This window comes from Sphingomonas sp. PAMC 26617, assembly GCF_000242835.1.
In the GTDB taxonomy this organism is placed as follows: Bacteria; Pseudomonadota; Alphaproteobacteria; order Sphingomonadales; family Sphingomonadaceae; genus Sphingomonas.
In genome coordinates this window covers 2,628,298-2,643,898 of the sequence record NZ_JH594425.1, presented here as the reverse complement: position 1 = coordinate 2,643,898, position 15,601 = coordinate 2,628,298, and the positions used below count along the sequence as shown (strand labels likewise).

Below are 15,601 nucleotides of genomic sequence, written 5' to 3'. Positions count from 1 at the left end.
TTCCCGCTACGCTGCGCCGATCGAAATCAGGCGTGGGCGAGCCGCGGCGTGGCGCTGCGGCGCGAGCGCAGCCCGAGGCCGATCATGCCGAAGCCCGCGAGCATCATCGCCCAGGTGGTGGGCTCGGGAACCGCGCCCTCGACTGCGGTGAACGAGAACTGGCCCGCATAATCCCGGTCGTCGCCGCCGGGGCGCGCGACATTGCCGCTCACGTTGTTGGCGTGCACGCGGTCCCAGCCGAAGTCGACAAACGTGTAGGTCGTGTTGCCGACGGTGGACGAGGTCACATTGAGGGCCTCCTCAAAAAGCGGATCGTACACGCCCGAGATCGTCGCGCCGTCAGCGAACTTGAGCGTCAGCGTGTAGCGCGGGTCCGAGGCGGCCTTGCCACCGATCGGCCAGCCGTCGCCGTTGATCGTGAAGCTGTTGAGGCCGGCTTCTGTCAGATCGTTGATCGCCTGGCCAGTCGGGTTCATCACGTTACCGAGCGGCTGCTGCAGGAAGACGGTGTAATAGCCGGTCGAGCTGGTCGTGTTCCAGACGGTCGCGCCGTTCGATCCCGTGACCGCTGCGCTGACGAGGTTTGCAGCGGCGTTGGCGCCGGTCGAAACGAGTGCGAGTGCGGTCGCGGCAGCAGCGAACAGGATGGTCTTAGTCATTAACTTTACTCTCTATTTTCAATGCGTCTCTGCCCATCACCTTCGCAAACGGCGTGCCAGTCGAGCATTGCCGGGGCCCTTTATCGTTAATGCCCTGCGAGGGTGTAAGCCGGGCTGACAACCCCCGCCTGAATCGCCTGTCCCTCCCCGAGTCTTGCCGGTGGGGTTCGAGCGTGCCGCGGTTGGCACCGAGACAGTCTCGGCATGACGGCGGCGGGATTGAAAGCGGCGGTCGCATCGGCGATGTCGGACCGATGGACCACACCGCCCCTGCCCTCGACGTCGCCGCGCTGGCGACCGCCCTGCTCGCCTGCCCCAGCATCACGCCCGCGCGCGGCGCGGTGTTCGACGTGCTCGCCGACGCGCTCGCGCCGCTCGGCTTCACGGTCGACCGCTTCGTGGTGGGCGACGCGCCCGACGGACCGGTCGAGAACCTGCTCGCGACCCGCACCGGTACCGGTCGGCATCTCGCGTTCGCGGGGCATCTCGACGTCGTCCCGCCCGGCGATGGCTGGACCGACGACGCCTTCACCCCGACGACGCGGGGCGGGTTGCTGTACGGGCGCGGTGCGGTCGACATGAAGGGGGCGATCGCGGCGTTCGTCGCCGCGATCCCGGCGACCCCGGGCGCGCCGCTCAGCCTCATCATCACCGGCGACGAGGAAGGCCCCGCCACCTACGGTACCCGCGCGCTGATCGACCGGATGCGCGACCACGGCATCGCGCCCGACCTGTGCCTCGTTGGCGAGCCCACCTCGGCGCAGCGGCTCGGCGATACGATCAAGATCGGGCGGCGCGGGTCGGTCAACCTCTGGCTTCACGTGCCTGGCAAGCAGGGCCATGTCGCCTACCCCCAGCTCGCCGACAATCCGATCCCGCGGCTGGTGGCGATGCTAGCCGAGATCGAGGGAATCGTGCTCGATGCGGGCAACCGCTGGTTCCAGCCGTCGAATATCGAGATCACCGACATCGCCGTCGGCAACCCCGCGACCAACGTGATCCCGGCCCGCGCCGACGCGCGGCTCAGCATCCGGTTCAACGACGAACAGACCGGAGCCGCGCTGGTCGAGCGGATCACCGCGCTGGTGGCGCGGCACGATCCCGCCGCGACCGTCACCGCGCGGATTTCGGGCGAGGCGTTCCTGACCGAGCCCGGCCCCCTTTCCGCGCTGGTCGCGGCGGCGATCGAGCGGCAGACGGGGATCGTCCCCGACCTGTCGACCACGGGCGGCACCTCCGACGCGCGCTTCCTGTCGCGCTTATGCCCGACGGTCGAGTTCGGGTTGCTCAACGCGACGATGCACAAGCTCGACGAAGCGGTGGCGCTGGCGGATCTCGCGGCGCTGACCGCGATCTACGCGGATATCATCGCAAGCGTGGCGGCTTGAGGCAGCGCAGGATCGGCAAGTCTGTCGCACATAGACTTGCGCAAAATGCCTCCCCGGCGAAGGCCGGGGCCCAGTAGCGAGACGGAATAGGTCGGCCGCTGCGTGCCGTTACTGCCACCATCGCTCCTGGGCCCCGGCCCCGTACTTATAGCGCGTCGAAGTCGATCGGCGCGAACCGGTCGATCGCGGCGTCGGCGCGGGGCATCGGATATTTGAGCCCGGTCGCGCAGTTGAACAGCACGACGCGCTCGTCCTCGTCCACTTCCCCGGTCCGCAGCGCCTCGCGATACGCGGCGAGCGTCGCGCCCCCTTCCGGGCAGAGCAGCAGCCCGTCCTTCTTCGCGCAATCGTCCACCGCCTGCAGGATTGCGGGATCGCCGACGCCAAGCGCCTTGCCGCCGCTCTCGCGCACCGCGCGCAGGATCAGGAAGTCGCCGACCGCCTTGGGGACGCGGATCCCCGCCGCCACCGTCGCCGCGTCTTCCCAACGTTCTGCATGTTCCTCGCCCGCCTCGAACGCGCGGACGATCGGTGCGCAGCCGCTTGCCTGCACCGCATACATGCGCGGACGCTCCGACCCGATCCAGCCGAGCTTCTCGAGCTCGTCGAACGCCTTCCACATGCCGATCAGGCCGGTGCCGCCGCCGGTCGGGTAAAAGATCGCATCGGGCAGTTTCCAGCCGAACTGCGCGGCAAGCTCGAGCCCCATCGTCTTCTTGCCCTCGATCCGATACGGCTCCTTGAGGGTCGAGAAATCGAACCAGCGTCCTTCCGCCGCGCCCTTGCCGACGATCGCGCCGCAATCGTCGATCAGCCCGTTGACGCGGTAGACGCGCGCGCCCTGCAGCGCGATTTCGCGGACGTTGATCTCGGGCGTATCGTCGGGACAGAAGACGATCGTCTCGATCCCGCACCGCGTCGCATAAGCCGCGAGCGCCGCACCGGCATTGCCGTTGGTCGGCATCGCGATCCGCGTCACGCCCAGTTCCTTCGCCATCGCCACCGCCATGACGAGCCCGCGCGCCTTGAACGATCCAGTCGGCAGGCGTCCCTCGTCCTTGACCAACACATTGGGGCTGCCCGCGCTCCTGGGAATGGCGAGCAACGGCGTCTCGATCTCGCCGAGGCTGACGATGTTCTCGGTCCGGCGCACCGGCAGCAGCTCGCGCCAGCGCCACAGGTCGGTGGGACGCGCCAGGATCGCCTCGCGCGAAACCGCCGCCCCGAGCGCCGCCAAATCGTACCGAACAAGCAGGGGGCGCCCGGCCCGTGAAAGACCGCTGAGAACATCCGCCGGATACCGCTCCCCGGTCAACGAACATTCGAGATGCGTAACGAACGTCGGGCGATCAATCGTCATGTTGCTAGGCATTTGGACTCCATTTCCTTCTTGCACCTTTTGGATGAACGTGCTGTCGTAAAGCGTGGACCATTAGTCTTGGGCTAACTGTACAATTGCTTCAATGGACCCGAGAGATTCTTGGAATGAACAATCGCGGCTCTACCACGACCCTCCTGCTGGTTCTCCCGCTGCCGATCTGGCGATGCGACGGAATCCTGTACCTGGATACGCAGGCTTTGAACGGGCTACGAATGTGGCTGAAGAATTTCAACCGCTTAATCCTTTGCGTTCCCCAGATCGACGTTGGGTCACAGCCAGTCGGCACATCGCGCTGGGACGGTCAGGTCGACGCGGAGTCATGTCAGCTTTTCACCTTGCCCAACCGCCGCACTATCGTCGGCTTCCTGATCGCGCTGCCTGATGGCGCAAGACTGCTGACCAACCTGATCAACCGGTCGAGTCATCTCCATTTTGCTATCGGCGGTCTTGCCGGCGACTGGGCGGCGATCGGCGCGTTGATTGCGCGATACAAGCAGCGCCGCGCGGCGATCTGGACCGACCGCGTCGAATCGCAGGTCACCCATTTCCAGGCGCAGGAAGCGCACGGGCTGAAGCGCGCGTACCGTCTCGCGACATCCTTCGTGATGAAGCATTTCGAGCGCTTCGTCATCAAGCGCAGCTCGCTTGGCCTGTTGCACGGGGCAGACTGCTACGAAGCCTATGCGCAGTTCAGTCCGTGCCCCCAACTCGTTCACAACATTCACCTGAGCCCTGCCGCGCGAATCAAACCGGACGCGCTGGCCCACAAGGTTTCGGCCATTACCGAAAGCCGTCCGCTCCGGATCCTGTACGCAGGGCGCGCGCATGGCGACAAAGGGGTGCGAGACTGGATCGACACGCTGCATCTGGCCGCACAGCACGGCGTCGTCTTCCAGGCGAGATGGCTGGGTGACGGCCCGAAACTGGCCGAGGCGCGGTCCTATGTGGAGGAACTCGGGCTGCAGAACCGCATTTCCTTTCCGGGACATGCGTCGGACCGCGAGGCGTTCCTGGCGGAGCTGCAAGCCGCCGACGTGTTTCTTTTCTGTCATCAGACCAGCGAGTCCCCGCGCTGCCTGATCGAGGCGCTGCTGTCCGGAACGCCCATCGTCGGCTATGCGAGTTCCTATCCGGAAGATCTGATCAGCAAGCATGCCGGCGGCGTGTTGACCAAGAAGACGCCCGAGGCGCTTGCCGCGGCGCTTTCCAGCCTGAGCGCGGATCGGCCGCAGTTGCGCGAACTCGTCATGGCGGCAGCGCGCGACGGTGCGCCGTTTACCGACGAGGACGTCTTTCGTCATCGCGCCGAACTGATGAAGACCTACGCCTGACCCGGCGCGCGAGGTGACCGCGCCCGCCGACAGTCGCGCTATTCTGCTTCGTCATGGTGGACGTGACGGCCCCGTCGGGACCGCCACGCCAACAGGTCATTGGGCCTTGGCGACCCCGACGAGCGCCGGGCGCAACAGCCGGTCCTTGATCATATACCCCGACTGCATTTCCTGGACGACCGTGCCGGCCGGCTGGTCGCTCGGCAGTTCGAACATCGCCTGGTGGAAATTCGGATCGAGCTTCTCGCCGATCGTCGTCATCTTCTTGATGCCGTGGCGCTGGAACACCGCCTCGAGCTCGCGGCCCGTTGCGTCGAGCCCGGCGACGAGGCCCTTCATCTTCTCGTCCTCGCGCAGCTCGGCGGGGATCGCATCGAGCCCGCGTGCGAGATTGTCCGCGACCGACAGCAGGTCGCGCGCGAACGCAGTCGAGGCATAGGCGCGCGCGTCGGCGGTTTCCTTCTCCGCGCGTCGGCGGATATTCTGCGCTTCGGCGTGGGCGTAGAGCACCGCCTGCTTCGATTCGGCGAGCTCCGCCTCGAGCTTTTCGAACCGCGCGTCGGCGGCATCATGCTCGGCGACCTCGGGAGCGGCTGCGGCGGTTTCCTCGCGCAGGTCCTGGGCCTGGTTGGTGTCGTTATCGCTCATGTCGTCCAAAAATCCCTGGTTCAACCCATCAAGCGCGCGAGTGTCGCGGCGGTATAATCCACCATGGGCACGACGCGCGCATAGTTCAACCTCGTGGGGCCAATCACGCCGACGACTCCGACCACGCGACCGTCCAGTCCGCGGAACGGTTTGGCGATCACCGACGACCCCGTCAGCGCGAACAATTTGGTTTCGGCCCCGATGAAGATGCGGGTCGCATCCCCCGCCGCCGCATTGTCGAGCAGCCGCGCAATGTCCTGCTTGCCCTCGAGATCGTCGAGCAGATCGCGGACGCGCTCGAGGTCGGCGGCGGCGGCATCGTCGATCAGGCGCGCCTGCCCGCGGACGATCAGAACCGGGCGGCGGTCGCCGTCCTCGCTCCACACCGCGAGCCCGCGCTCGATCAGCGTCCGCGCGGCGCCGTCGAGTTCGGCGCGTTCGTCGGCCATCTCGATCTCGATCCGCGCGCGCGCCTCGTCGATCGTCAGGCCGCCGAGCATCGCGCTCATGTAATTGCCCGCCTCGACCAGCGCGGACACCGGCAGCCCCGGCGGCAACGCGATCACGCGATTCTCGACCGATCCATCCGCACCGACCAGCACCGCCAGCGCGCGCTCGGCGGACAGCGGCACGAAGCTCATCTGCCGCAACACCAGTTCGCGCTTGGCCACCATCACCATGCCAGCGCACGCCGACAGGCCAGACAGCGCTGCGGTCGTCGCGGCGATCGCTTCCTCCACCGGCCCGGCATGCGTCAGCCGCGCGGCGATCGCGGCCTGTTCCTCCATCGAGGGTTCGAGCGCCTGCATCATCCCGTCGACGAACAGCCGCAGCCCGGTTTCGGTCGGCATCCGCCCCGCGCTGGTATGCGGTGCCGCGAGCAACCCAAGTTCCTCGAGGTCCTGCATCACGTTGCGGATCGACGCGGGCGACAGGTTGAGCCCCGACAGATGCGCGATCGCGCGCGATCCGATCGGCGCGCCGGTGTCGAGATAGCTCTCCACCACCACGCGGAAGATGTCCCGCGCGCGGTCGTTGAGTTCGGTGATCGGGGCTGCGGTCATGCCTGTCATATGGCCCCCCTTGGCGCTCCGCTCAACCGGCGCGGACAACGACCGGATCGTCGCACCTGATCGAGGTTATCCTCTTTCCGCAGGAACCGCCCCGCCCCCCCGGCGCGTTAACGATACCGCAACCCAGGAGCGCCCGATGCCTGACGTCACCACCGACGATGCCCCTTTATCCGCATCCAAACATACCTCTGCCGCGGTCGAGGCGATGACCGACTCGCTGCTCGAAAAGCGCGGCGATTCGGTCGTCGGCCGCGCGGTCACGATCAACCGGCCGCGTGCCGAACTGTTCGCCTATTTCCGCGACTTCAGCAATCTTCCCAGCTTCATGGACAATGTCGAGCGAATCGACGTGCTCGACGCCAAGCGGTCGCACTGGGTGGTCAAGGCCCCCGGCGGCAAGACGGTTGAATGGGACTCGGTCGTCACCGACGAGGTCGACGGCGAGTATATCGCCTGGGCGTCCGAACCCGGTGCGGACATCGACAATAGCGGCCGCATCGATTTCCGCGATGCGGGCGCACGCGGCACCGTCGTCACCGCGACGCTGCTCTACGATCCGCCCGCGGGTGTCGTCGGCAAGCTGATCGCCAAGCTGTTCCAGCGCGAACCCGCGATCCAGGCACGCCGCGACCTGCGTCGGTTCAAGCAATTGATGGAAACCGGCGAAGTCGCCACCGCCGCGCAGACGCGCAAGCAATATGAAGAGGAGAAGGCCTGATGCGCGCGCTGACCTGGCACGGCCGTCACGACGTCCGCGTCGACACCTTCGACGATCCCGAGATCATCAACCCGCGCGACGCGATCATCAAGATCACCGCGACCGCGATCTGCGGCTCGGACCTGCACCTGTACGACGGCTTCATTCCGACAATGCAGGCGGGCGACATCCTCGGCCATGAATTCATGGGCGAAGTGGTCGAGATCGGCCCCAAGTCGACGCTCAAGAAGGGCCAGAAGGTCGTCGTCCCGTTCACCATCGCGTGCGGCAGCTGCTATCACTGCGGCAAGCACCAATATTCGGCGTGCGACAACGGCCTCCCCGCGGACAATCAGGATATCGCGCAGACGCTGTACGGACAGCCGATGTCGGGGCTGTTCGGCTACAGCCATATGACCGGCGGTTATGCCGGGGGCCAGGCGGAATATGTCCGCGTCCCGTTCAGCGACGTCGGCCCGATCGTCATCCCCGAGGGGATCGACGACGAGAAGGTGTTGTTCCTGTCCGACATCCTCCCGACCGGCTGGATGGCGGCGGAGAATGCCGACATCGAACCCGGCGATACCGTAGCGGTATGGGGGTGCGGCCCGGTCGGGCTGTTCGCGGTGCAGTCGGCGTTCCTGATGGGGGCCGAGCGCGTGATCGCGATCGATCATTTCCCGCGCCGCCTCGAACTCGCGAAGAAGTTCGGCGCGGAGACGATCAACTTCGAAGATTCGGCCGTCTATGACGCACTGATGGAAATGACCGGCGGAATTGGTCCCGACGCCGTGATCGACAGCGTCGGCCTCGAGGCACACGGCTTCTTCGTCGACAACGTGATCGACCAGATCAAGAAGTCGACCTTCCTCGGCACCGATCGCACGCATGCGATCCGCCAGGCGATCTATGCCTGCCGCAAGGGTGGACGTGTCTCGATGCCTGCGGTGTACGGCGGGTTCGTCGACAAGTTCCCGCTCGGGGCGTTCATGGAAAAGGGCCTGACGCTGAAGACCGGGCAGACGCACGTGCAGCATTACCTGCCCGGACTGCTCGCCGCGATCCTCGAGGAGAAGATCGACACGACCTTCCTCATCTCGCACCGGCTGTCGCTGGAGGAAGCCCCGCAAGGCTACAAGATGTTCCACGACAACCAGAATGAGGTGACCAAGGTCGTCCTCAAGCCCGGCCTCGCGCCCACGCTCTGACCCCTATTCCAGGAGAGACTATCATGGCCAACAAACTTGCAATCGTCACCGGCGCATCGACCGGGATCGGCTTCGAACTCGCCACGCTCGCGGCGCAGAACGGCTACGACTTGGTCGTCGTCGCCAACGAGGCGCTGATCGATTCCGCCGCCGCCGACTTCAAGCAGTTCGGCACCGACGTCCAGTCGGTCAACGCCGACCTGTCGTCGATCGACGGCGTCGACCAGTTGCTCGATGCCACCGGGGGCCGTCAGGTCGACCTGCTGTGCGCCAATGCCGGGATCGGCACCGGCGGTGCGTTCCTCGATCAGGATGTCGCCAAGTGGCGGCGTTCGGTCGACACCAACATCACGGGCACGGTCTATCTTATCCAGCGTGTCCTCAAGGACATGGTCGCGCGCGACGATGGCAAGATCCTCGTGACCGGGTCGGTCGCGGGCTACATCCCGGGCGCGTTCAACGCGGTCTATAACGGCACCAAGGCGTTCGTGGACAATTGGACCGAGGCTTTGCGCAACGAGATCAAGGAGTCGAAGGGCGTCACGATCACGACGCTGATGCCCGGCCCGGTCGAGACCGAGTTCTTCGACCGCGCCGGCATGAACGACACCAGCGTCGGCCAGAGCGACAGCAAGAGCGACCCGGCCAAGGTTGCAAAGGACGGCTGGGACGCGTTGTTCGCGGGCAAGGGCAGCATCGTCTCGGGGCTGTCGAACAAGCTGCAGGTCGCGGCGACGGGCGTCTTGCCCCCGTCGTTCGTCGCCGAGCAGCATCGCAAGATGGCCGAGCCCGGCAGCGGGGAGGAGTAACGCGCGAGTGAGGGTTATCCCCGGCCGGGCGCGTCGGGGATAACAGCTAACCACGCCTCCCTTTTTAGCCCTTCCCCGGCGAAGGCCGGGGCCCAATAGTGAGACGGGTAGAAGCGGACGCTGTGCCCGATCTCCTCCGATCTCTCTACTGGGCCCCGGCCTTCGCCGGGGAAGCATCAGAGTTGGTAGCGCGCCCTCCGTCAGTCCTCCTCGTCCCCGCCTTCCCCAATGTCCGACGTCCAAACCTGCTCGCCTGCAACCGTATCCGGGACGGCCATTCCGGCCGCAGTCCTGGTCGGACGGTAACGAAGCTTTGCGACGGTCAACCCGCACGTCGCCGCGTCCAGCCGGGCGTTGCCGCTAGAACGGGTGATTCGGCACGCGGTGACGCGCCCCTTGATGCCGACGACAAATTCCATTTCGACGGTGCCTGTGACATTTGCCGCGTACAGGTCTCGCGGCAGATCGCGATAGCGAAGCGGCCCACTGATCAGCTCGAGCGGGATCTCCCCGCCCCCGCCGCCGTCGCCATCCCCACCGCGACCACTGCCCCGGCCATTGCCCTGCCCCCCGCTCCCCGTCCCCGGCCCAATCACGGGTGCCGCCCCCGCCTTCGAGTCGCTCCCCGGCCCGGCCACCGGCGCGACCACGATCGGCGGCGGCTTGGGCAGGCGGATGACCGGCGGCAGCGCGACGACTTCGGTCGGCTTGGCGGTCAGGTTGGGCGGTGCGGCTTCGGCCTCCTTGCGCTTCTCCGCCTTGCGGGGTGCGGGCACGACGTCTTTCTTGGGCGGCGGCGGAGCGGGCGGCAGCACCGAAAACGCCTTCATCTCCTCGACCACGCGCGTGCGGAAATCGACCGACAGCCCCGTGACCAGCCCGTATCCGATCGCCACCACCAGCAACGCAGCACCCCCCGCCCCCTTGATCCGGTCGCCAGTCGAGGAAGCTTGGTAGGTCGTCATCAGGGGGTCGGGCTCCGCGGTCGTGGCCCCCTCAGATAGGGGTGACACCGTCCGAACGCACGGGTAGGTCGTCGCGACCATTCTCAGGAGATTCCCGATGCGCCCAAGCGGCCGTACCCCCGACCAGATGCGCAGCATCACGATCGAGCCGCGTTTCACGCGTCACGCCGAAGGATCGGTGCTGATCGGTTTTGGTGACACCAAGGTCCTCGTCACCGCCTCGATCGAGGAAAAGGTCCCGCCCTTCCTGCGCGGCAAGGGCGAAGGCTGGGTCACCGCCGAATATGGCATGCTCCCGCGCGCGACGCACACCCGTGGCAGCCGCGAAGCCGCCAAGGGCAAACAGTCCGGTCGCACGCAGGAAATCCAGCGCCTGATCGGCCGCTCCTTGCGCGCGGTCACCGATCTCAAGCTGCTCGGCGAGCGCCAGATCGTGCTCGATTGCGACGTGATCCAGGCGGATGGCGGCACGCGCACCGCATCGATCTCGGGCGCATGGGTCGCGCTCCGGCTCGCGATCGACGGGCTGATGGCGAGCGGCAAGCTCACCGCCGACCCGCTGACGCAGAAGGTCGCGGCGGTCAGCTGCGGCATCTACAAGGGCACGCCGGTGCTCGACCTCGATTACGACGAGGATTCGAACGCCGACGCGGACGCCAATTTCGTCCTGCTCGAAAACGGCAACATCGCCGAAGTCCAGGCGACCGCCGAAGGCGCGACCTATGACGAGGAAGCGCTGCTCCGCCTGCTCCGTCTGGCGCGGATCGGCTGCACCGACATCTTCGCGGCACAGGCGCGCGCGGTCGCCAAGTGACGCCGACCCCGCAGGAGGGCGTGCCGCCCCAGGCGATCCGCAAGCTTGCCCCCGGCAAGCTGGTGATCGCCAGCCATAATGCGGGCAAGGTCCGAGAAATCGGCGCGCTGCTCGCCGAACACGGGATCGAGGCGATCTCGGCCGCCGATCTCGACCTGCCCGAGCCCGAGGAAACCGGCACGACCTTCGTCGCCAATGCCGAGCTGAAGGCGCTGCAGGCCGCCGACCTGTCGGGCCTCCCCGCGCTCGCCGATGACAGCGGGCTGTGCGTCGAGGCGCTCGGCGGGGATCCGGGCGTCTACACCGCCAATTGGGCGGAAACGCCCAACGGGCGCGACTGGACGCTGGCGATGACCAAGGTCGAGGACGCGCTCGCCGCCAAGGGGCCTGACGCGAGCCGCAGCGCGCATTTCGTCTGCGTCCTCGCGCTCGCGTGGCCCGACGGGCACGTCCAGTGGTTCGAGGGCCGCGCCGAGGGTTCGCTGACGTGGCCGCCGCGCGGGGACGTCGGGTTCGGCTACGACCCGGTGTTCGTGCCCACCGGCGGCGAACAGACCTACGCCGAGATGGACCCCGCGCAGAAACACGCGATCAGCCACCGCGCCGCCGCCTTCGCGCAGATGACCGCGGCGGTGCTGTAACGACGCGCACCGCGCGATCCAGACCGTCGGGACGGTCGCCCACGCAAAAAACCCGGCGGTCGCCAGACCGCCGGGTTTTTCATTACCGTTCCGCCGGAGCTCAGGCGAAGCTGAGCTTGGTCGAACGCTTGCGGTAGCGCAGGGCGGCGCCCATCAGGCCGAACCCGGCGAACATCATCGCCCAGGTCGCGGGCTCGGGCACTGCAGCGGTCACCGATGGCGTGAACTTCGCATAGACATAGCTGCCCAGCGTCGCGGTCGAGGCGTTCGCCCCGATCGAGGCGGGCGCGCTGAAGTCGAGCGACGTGGTGAAGCTGTTGACCGCATCGCCCGCCAGCACGACCCCGAAGCCCTGTGCGTACGGGATCAGGATGTTGCAGACGACGCTGCTGGTGCAGCCGGCGGTCAGGTTCGGCCGGGTGTCGAACGCACCCGCTGCGCCGTTGACGAAGACCTGCGACAGCAACGCGTTGCTTGCCGTCATCGCGCTCGACAGGCTGGTGAAGGTGAAGTGGCTGGCGTTGCACGCGCCGAAGACGCTGCCGCAGGTGCCATCCAGGAACGCGACGTCGTAGCTCTTGCCACCGATCTCGACGCCGGTCGCGCCGGTCAGCTTGCCCGCGCTGACGATCGGGGTTGCGGCCACGGCCGGCATCGCGACGAGGGCGCTGGCAAGCGCGGCGGCGGCATACAGGCCGTTGATCATCTTCATTGGTCACACCCCTTTTGATACTGGGCCGTCAACAGGCCGCTTGGTAAGAACGGGTGTATCGCCAATAAAAACCGTCATCAACGCATCATAACGACCCGTTAACCAGCATCTGTTCCGAATTAGGAAGAGTAACGTTAATATCGCCAATATTGTTTGGCGACTGCGTCAGCTGTTATTGGCTTTATCTTCGAACCAGATCACACCGCCGATGTTAACCATGTCCGCCGGCCGAGCGACTCAACTGACGCGCTGGCCGACCACATTGCCCGGCGGCGAGTAACGGCACACCAGATAATCATCCTGCGCGCTGCTCGCCATTGCGCAGCCGACGTGGGTCGTCGCCCGCCAGATGATCTGGGTGTAATGCGCGACATCCTCGCCGCGCCCGGTCCGGCTGAAATAGGGCGTCGCCGCATCGACGAAGTCCTTTTTCTCGGCGACCCACAGGTCGACCATCTCGCGATACGAATAGGCCCCGCGCGTTCCCCGGAACAGCGTCTCCCCCTCCCGGCCCGGTCCCATCGGCTGGTCGGCGTGGCGGAACCGTTCGGTTTCGGCCAGTTCGGCGGCATAGACCGCCGCGTCGGCGACGAGGGTCTCGTCCCATATCAGCGGCGGGGCACCGACTTCGGCGCGCGCATCGGCATGGCCGCCGAGCATCGCCGCGCGCAGCAGCGCCGCCCCGCGCGGATAATTGCCGATCCGGGTGCGCGGCTCGACCACGCGTTCTGGCTCCTGTGCCTGGCACGCCCCCACCGTCATCAGCGCGAGAACACCCACCGCGATCCGCCTTTTCAACCCCGTCAACCTTCCCACCATGCCCGTCTGCCGTCATAGCGCGGACAATGCCCGCCACGATCGATCCTACCCCGCCGCCGTTAGCGCTTTATGTGCACTGGCCGTTCTGCGTCTCGAAATGTCCGTATTGCGACTTCAACAGCCACGTCCGCGACGTGGTCGACCAGGACGCGTGGCGCAAGGCGCTGCTCGCCGACCTGAGGCACGAAGCCGATGCATTGCCCGGACGACGGCTCGGCTCGATCTTCTTCGGCGGCGGCACACCGTCGCTGATGCCACCCGAGACGGTCGCGGCGGTGATCGATGCCGCCACCGGGTATTGGCCGCCCGAGCCCGACATCGAGATCACGCTCGAGGCCAACCCCTCCTCGGTCGAGGCGGCGCGCTTCGCGGATATCGCGCGGGCCGGGGTCAATCGCGTGTCGCTCGGGTTGCAGGCGCTCGACGACGACGCGCTCCGCTTCCTCGGCCGCGCGCATGACGTGACCGAGGGACTCGGCGCGCTCGCCACCGCTCAGGCGGCGTTCGCGCGCGTCAGCTTCGACCTGATCTACGCGCGCCCCGGCCAGCGGATCGACGCGTGGGAAGCCGAGCTCGCGCGCGCGATCGGCTTCGGGACCGAGCATCTGTCGCTGTACCAGCTCACGATCGAACCGGGCACCCGCTTCGCGACCGAGGCGGCGGCGGGGCGGATCGTCATTCCCGATGGGGATTCGGCGGCGGATTTGTTCGAGGCAACGCGCGCGATGACCGCGGCGGCGGGATTGCCGGCATATGAAATCTCCAACCACGCGCGCCTTGGCGCGGAAAGCCGGCACAACCTCGTCTACTGGCGCTACCGCGATTACGCCGGGGTCGGTCCCGGCGCACACGGGCGACGCGGCGGACTCGCGACCGCGCGGCACAAGAAGCCCGAGAACTGGATCGGCGCGGTCGCGCGCAACGGACATGGCGCGCAGATCGAGGAACCGCTCGTCCCCGCCGACCGCGCGACCGAGGCGCTGCTGATGGGGCTGCGGCTGCGCGAGGGTGTCGATCTCGCGCGGATCGCGCGCTTGGGCGAGACGAGCGTCGACGGTCTGATCGATGCGCCCGCTGCGGAGCGGCTTGTCACGCTGGGACTGGTCGCGCGCGACGGCGACTGGATGGGGGTGACCGAAGCGGGGATGCTGCTGCTCGATGCGATCCTGCCGCTGGTGGTGCGAACGGCGTAGCGCGCAAATCAGGCGTGCCGGGGTGACGGACGCCTTGCCGCCACCCCGGCGCCCTGGATCAGAACCCGGTCGGCGCAGGCGACACCGTCACCGTCGTCCCGCTACGAATCTCCTGCACTTCGAGCGCGCGCTCGGCCACACTGTCGCGGCCGAAGCGGAACGCGCCGTCGATCCCGGCGAAACCGCCACGATCGCGCAACTTGTCCTCGGGGAACGCCGTGCCGATCGGCCAGTCACGCATGATGCGGATCGTCAGCAGCACCGAATCATAGCCGAGGCTCGACAGCCGGAACGGCGCCGAGCCGAACCGCGCGCGATATTTGGCGGCATATTGCCGGTACAATCCGTCCGACACGCTCGCGAACCACGCGCCGTTCAACGCCACCTTGCCCGCGATCGTGCTGTCCGAATTCCACAATTCGGTCCCGATGATCCGTGCGCCGCCCATGCCGTTGCGGCGCAGCACGGGAACTCCCGCCGCCGCCGCATTGCCGCCGTCGGCGATCAGCACTGCCTGATACGGCGCGCTCTTCGCCATCCGCGTGATCGCCGCGCTCATCGATCCGGTCACCCGGTCATAGGTCTGGAGCGACCCGACCCGGCCCCCGGCGGATTCCACCGCGCGCAGGAACGCGGTCGACGCGCGCTCGCCATACACCCCGTTGGGGACGAGCCCGCCGAAGCTGGTGACGCCGTGCGCCTTCGCATACTCGACCACGCGGGCGATCGACTGCGCGGGGACATAGCCCATCAGGTACACGCCGTTGCCCGCCGCGGTGGTGTCGTTCGAATAGCTCACCACCGGCACGTGCGCCTGTTTGGCGATCGGTGCGACCGCGCGGACGTCGTCGGCCAGCAGCGGCCCGAGGATCAACTGGTTGCCGTCCGCGAGCGCGCGCTGCGCGGCGGCGGCGGCACCGGGGGCGGTATCATAGGTCGTGATCCGGACCGATTCGTTGCGCGAATCGAGCAACGCGAGCTGAGTCGCATTGGCGAGGCTCTGCCCCACCCCCGCATTGCTCCCGCTCAACGGGACGAGCAGCGCGACGCGGTGGCGCGCGGTGTCCTTGGGAATGCCCTGCTCGAACACCGGCTGCTGCGGCTGGCTCGGCCCCGTCGGCGCGCGCGGGCGCGGCACCGGGCCGCGCGGGACCACCGTCTGGCACCCGCTGAGGACGATCGCACCCGCGACCAAGGAGGCCTGTCCCAGCCGCCTGATGCCGATGCGTCGTTGCATGTCCGTATCCCGCTCTGCCATGACCG

Annotated in this window: 16 protein-coding genes; 8 read left to right on the top strand and 8 right to left on the bottom strand. The window is 67.1% G+C overall.

Translation table 11 applies throughout. The features are described from left to right. Positions 1-26: 26 nt before the first annotated feature. Positions 27-659: a PEPxxWA-CTERM sorting domain-containing protein gene (locus RH91_RS11680; protein WP_010162941.1), complete on the bottom strand. Its 633-nt coding sequence runs from the start codon at positions 657-659 to the stop codon at positions 27-29. A 254-nt stretch (positions 660-913) separates the two neighbouring features. On the opposite strand from RH91_RS11680, the gene dapE reads away from it, so the two are divergent. Continuing rightward, the gene (dapE, locus tag RH91_RS11675; RefSeq protein ID WP_010162940.1) at positions 914-2,047 is read left to right on the top strand and encodes a succinyl-diaminopimelate desuccinylase; all 1,134 of its coding nucleotides are present in this window, start codon (positions 914-916) and stop codon (positions 2,045-2,047) included. A gap of 145 nt (positions 2,048-2,192) precedes the next feature. Here the strand turns inward: dapE and RH91_RS11670 are convergent, their stop codons facing one another. Continuing rightward, positions 2,193-3,419 carry a threonine synthase gene (locus tag RH91_RS11670; protein WP_029623803.1) on the bottom strand — a complete coding sequence of 409 codons (1,227 nt, stop codon included), beginning with the start codon at positions 3,417-3,419 and terminating at the stop codon, positions 2,193-2,195. A gap of 113 nt (positions 3,420-3,532) precedes the next feature. Here RH91_RS11670 and RH91_RS11665 point away from each other — a divergent pair, with 113 nt between their 5' ends. After that, a complete protein-coding gene (locus RH91_RS11665) occupies positions 3,533-4,759 on the top strand; it encodes a glycosyltransferase (RefSeq protein ID WP_010162938.1) in 1,227 nt (408 codons plus the stop codon). A 96-nt stretch (positions 4,760-4,855) separates the two neighbouring features. Here RH91_RS11665 and grpE read toward each other — a convergent pair whose 3' ends face one another. Together grpE and hrcA are read right to left on the bottom strand one after the other, a co-directional pair. Continuing rightward, the gene (gene grpE / locus RH91_RS11660) at positions 4,856-5,407 is read right to left on the bottom strand and encodes a nucleotide exchange factor GrpE (protein WP_010162936.1); all 552 of its coding nucleotides are present in this window, start codon (positions 5,405-5,407) and stop codon (positions 4,856-4,858) included. A gap of 20 nt (positions 5,408-5,427) precedes the next feature. Continuing rightward, a complete protein-coding gene (gene hrcA / locus RH91_RS11655; RefSeq protein ID WP_010162935.1) occupies positions 5,428-6,471 on the bottom strand; it encodes a heat-inducible transcriptional repressor HrcA in 1,044 nt (347 codons plus the stop codon). A gap of 145 nt (positions 6,472-6,616) precedes the next feature. On the opposite strand from hrcA, the gene RH91_RS11650 reads away from it, so the two are divergent. The 3 genes from RH91_RS11650 to RH91_RS11640 are packed head-to-tail and all read left to right on the top strand — an operon-like array spanning position 6,617 to position 9,194. Then, the gene (locus RH91_RS11650; protein WP_010162934.1) at positions 6,617-7,198 is read left to right on the top strand and encodes an SRPBCC family protein; all 582 of its coding nucleotides are present in this window, start codon (positions 6,617-6,619) and stop codon (positions 7,196-7,198) included. After that, positions 7,198-8,385, top strand: a complete 1,188-nt coding sequence (locus RH91_RS11645; protein WP_010162933.1) for a zinc-dependent alcohol dehydrogenase — start codon at positions 7,198-7,200, stop codon at positions 8,383-8,385. Before RH91_RS11650 ends, RH91_RS11645 begins: the two co-directional genes overlap by 1 nt. A 23-nt stretch (positions 8,386-8,408) precedes the next feature. Beyond that, positions 8,409-9,194 (top strand): SDR family NAD(P)-dependent oxidoreductase, encoded by a 786-nt coding sequence (locus RH91_RS11640; protein ID WP_010162932.1) that lies wholly within the window; start codon positions 8,409-8,411, stop codon positions 9,192-9,194. 200 nt (positions 9,195-9,394) lie between these two features. Here the strand turns inward: RH91_RS11640 and RH91_RS11635 are convergent, their stop codons facing one another. Next, positions 9,395-10,159: an energy transducer TonB gene (locus tag RH91_RS11635; protein WP_010162931.1), complete on the bottom strand. Its 765-nt coding sequence runs from the start codon at positions 10,157-10,159 to the stop codon at positions 9,395-9,397. Positions 10,160-10,256: 97 nt separating this feature from the next. Here RH91_RS11635 and rph point away from each other — a divergent pair, with 97 nt between their 5' ends. Then, complete coding sequence (gene rph, locus RH91_RS11630) at positions 10,257-10,973, top strand: ribonuclease PH (protein WP_010162929.1); 717 nt, start codon at positions 10,257-10,259, stop codon at positions 10,971-10,973. Further along, positions 10,970-11,614 (top strand): RdgB/HAM1 family non-canonical purine NTP pyrophosphatase, encoded by a 645-nt coding sequence (gene rdgB, locus RH91_RS11625; RefSeq protein ID WP_010162928.1) that lies wholly within the window; start codon positions 10,970-10,972, stop codon positions 11,612-11,614. The genes rph and rdgB overlap by 4 nt, the downstream gene beginning before the upstream one ends. A 100-nt stretch (positions 11,615-11,714) precedes the next feature. Here rdgB and RH91_RS11620 read toward each other — a convergent pair whose 3' ends face one another. Then, positions 11,715-12,326 carry a PEPxxWA-CTERM sorting domain-containing protein gene (locus RH91_RS11620; RefSeq protein WP_010162927.1) on the bottom strand — a complete coding sequence of 204 codons (612 nt, stop codon included), beginning with the start codon at positions 12,324-12,326 and terminating at the stop codon, positions 11,715-11,717. A gap of 237 nt (positions 12,327-12,563) precedes the next feature. Beyond that, complete coding sequence (locus tag RH91_RS11615; protein ID WP_081469580.1) at positions 12,564-13,088, bottom strand: CAP domain-containing protein; 525 nt, start codon at positions 13,086-13,088, stop codon at positions 12,564-12,566. Between the two features lie 83 nt (positions 13,089-13,171). Here RH91_RS11615 and hemW point away from each other — a divergent pair, with 83 nt between their 5' ends. Then, on the top strand, positions 13,172-14,338 hold the full coding sequence (gene hemW / locus RH91_RS11610; protein WP_010162925.1) for a radical SAM family heme chaperone HemW: 1,167 nt from the start codon (positions 13,172-13,174) through the stop codon (positions 14,336-14,338). A 58-nt stretch (positions 14,339-14,396) separates the two neighbouring features. On the opposite strand, the gene RH91_RS11605 is transcribed toward hemW, so the two are convergent. Then, a complete protein-coding gene (locus RH91_RS11605; RefSeq protein ID WP_232283486.1) occupies positions 14,397-15,575 on the bottom strand; it encodes a penicillin-binding protein activator in 1,179 nt (392 codons plus the stop codon). Positions 15,576-15,601: the final 26 nt, after the last annotated feature.

Excerpts from the sequence above, each read along its gene's own strand:
- hrcA (WP_010162935.1), bottom strand. The coding sequence starts at position 6,471 with ATGACCGCAGCCCCGATCACCGAACTCAACGACCGCGCGCGGGACATC.
- hemW (WP_010162925.1), top strand. The coding sequence starts at position 13,172 with ATGCCCGCCACGATCGATCCTACCCCGCCGCCGTTAGCGCTTTATGTG.
- RH91_RS11640 (WP_010162932.1), top strand. The coding sequence starts at position 8,409 with ATGGCCAACAAACTTGCAATCGTCACCGGCGCATCGACCGGGATCGGC.
- dapE (WP_010162940.1), top strand. The coding sequence starts at position 914 with ATGGACCACACCGCCCCTGCCCTCGACGTCGCCGCGCTGGCGACCGCC.
- RH91_RS11620 (WP_010162927.1), bottom strand. The coding sequence starts at position 12,326 with ATGAAGATGATCAACGGCCTGTATGCCGCCGCCGCGCTTGCCAGCGCC.
- grpE (WP_010162936.1), bottom strand. The coding sequence starts at position 5,407 with ATGAGCGATAACGACACCAACCAGGCCCAGGACCTGCGCGAGGAAACC.
- RH91_RS11650 (WP_010162934.1), top strand. The coding sequence starts at position 6,617 with ATGCCTGACGTCACCACCGACGATGCCCCTTTATCCGCATCCAAACAT.
- RH91_RS11645 (WP_010162933.1), top strand. The coding sequence starts at position 7,198 with ATGCGCGCGCTGACCTGGCACGGCCGTCACGACGTCCGCGTCGACACC.
- RH91_RS11615 (WP_081469580.1), bottom strand. The coding sequence starts at position 13,088 with ATGACGGTGGGGGCGTGCCAGGCACAGGAGCCAGAACGCGTGGTCGAG.
- RH91_RS11680 (WP_010162941.1), bottom strand. The coding sequence starts at position 659 with ATGACTAAGACCATCCTGTTCGCTGCTGCCGCGACCGCACTCGCACTC.
- RH91_RS11635 (WP_010162931.1), bottom strand. The coding sequence starts at position 10,159 with ATGACGACCTACCAAGCTTCCTCGACTGGCGACCGGATCAAGGGGGCG.
- RH91_RS11665 (WP_010162938.1), top strand. The coding sequence starts at position 3,533 with ATGAACAATCGCGGCTCTACCACGACCCTCCTGCTGGTTCTCCCGCTG.
- rph (WP_010162929.1), top strand. The coding sequence starts at position 10,257 with ATGCGCCCAAGCGGCCGTACCCCCGACCAGATGCGCAGCATCACGATC.
- RH91_RS11670 (WP_029623803.1), bottom strand. The coding sequence starts at position 3,419 with ATGCCTAGCAACATGACGATTGATCGCCCGACGTTCGTTACGCATCTC.
- RH91_RS11605 (WP_232283486.1), bottom strand. The coding sequence starts at position 15,575 with ATGCAACGACGCATCGGCATCAGGCGGCTGGGACAGGCCTCCTTGGTC.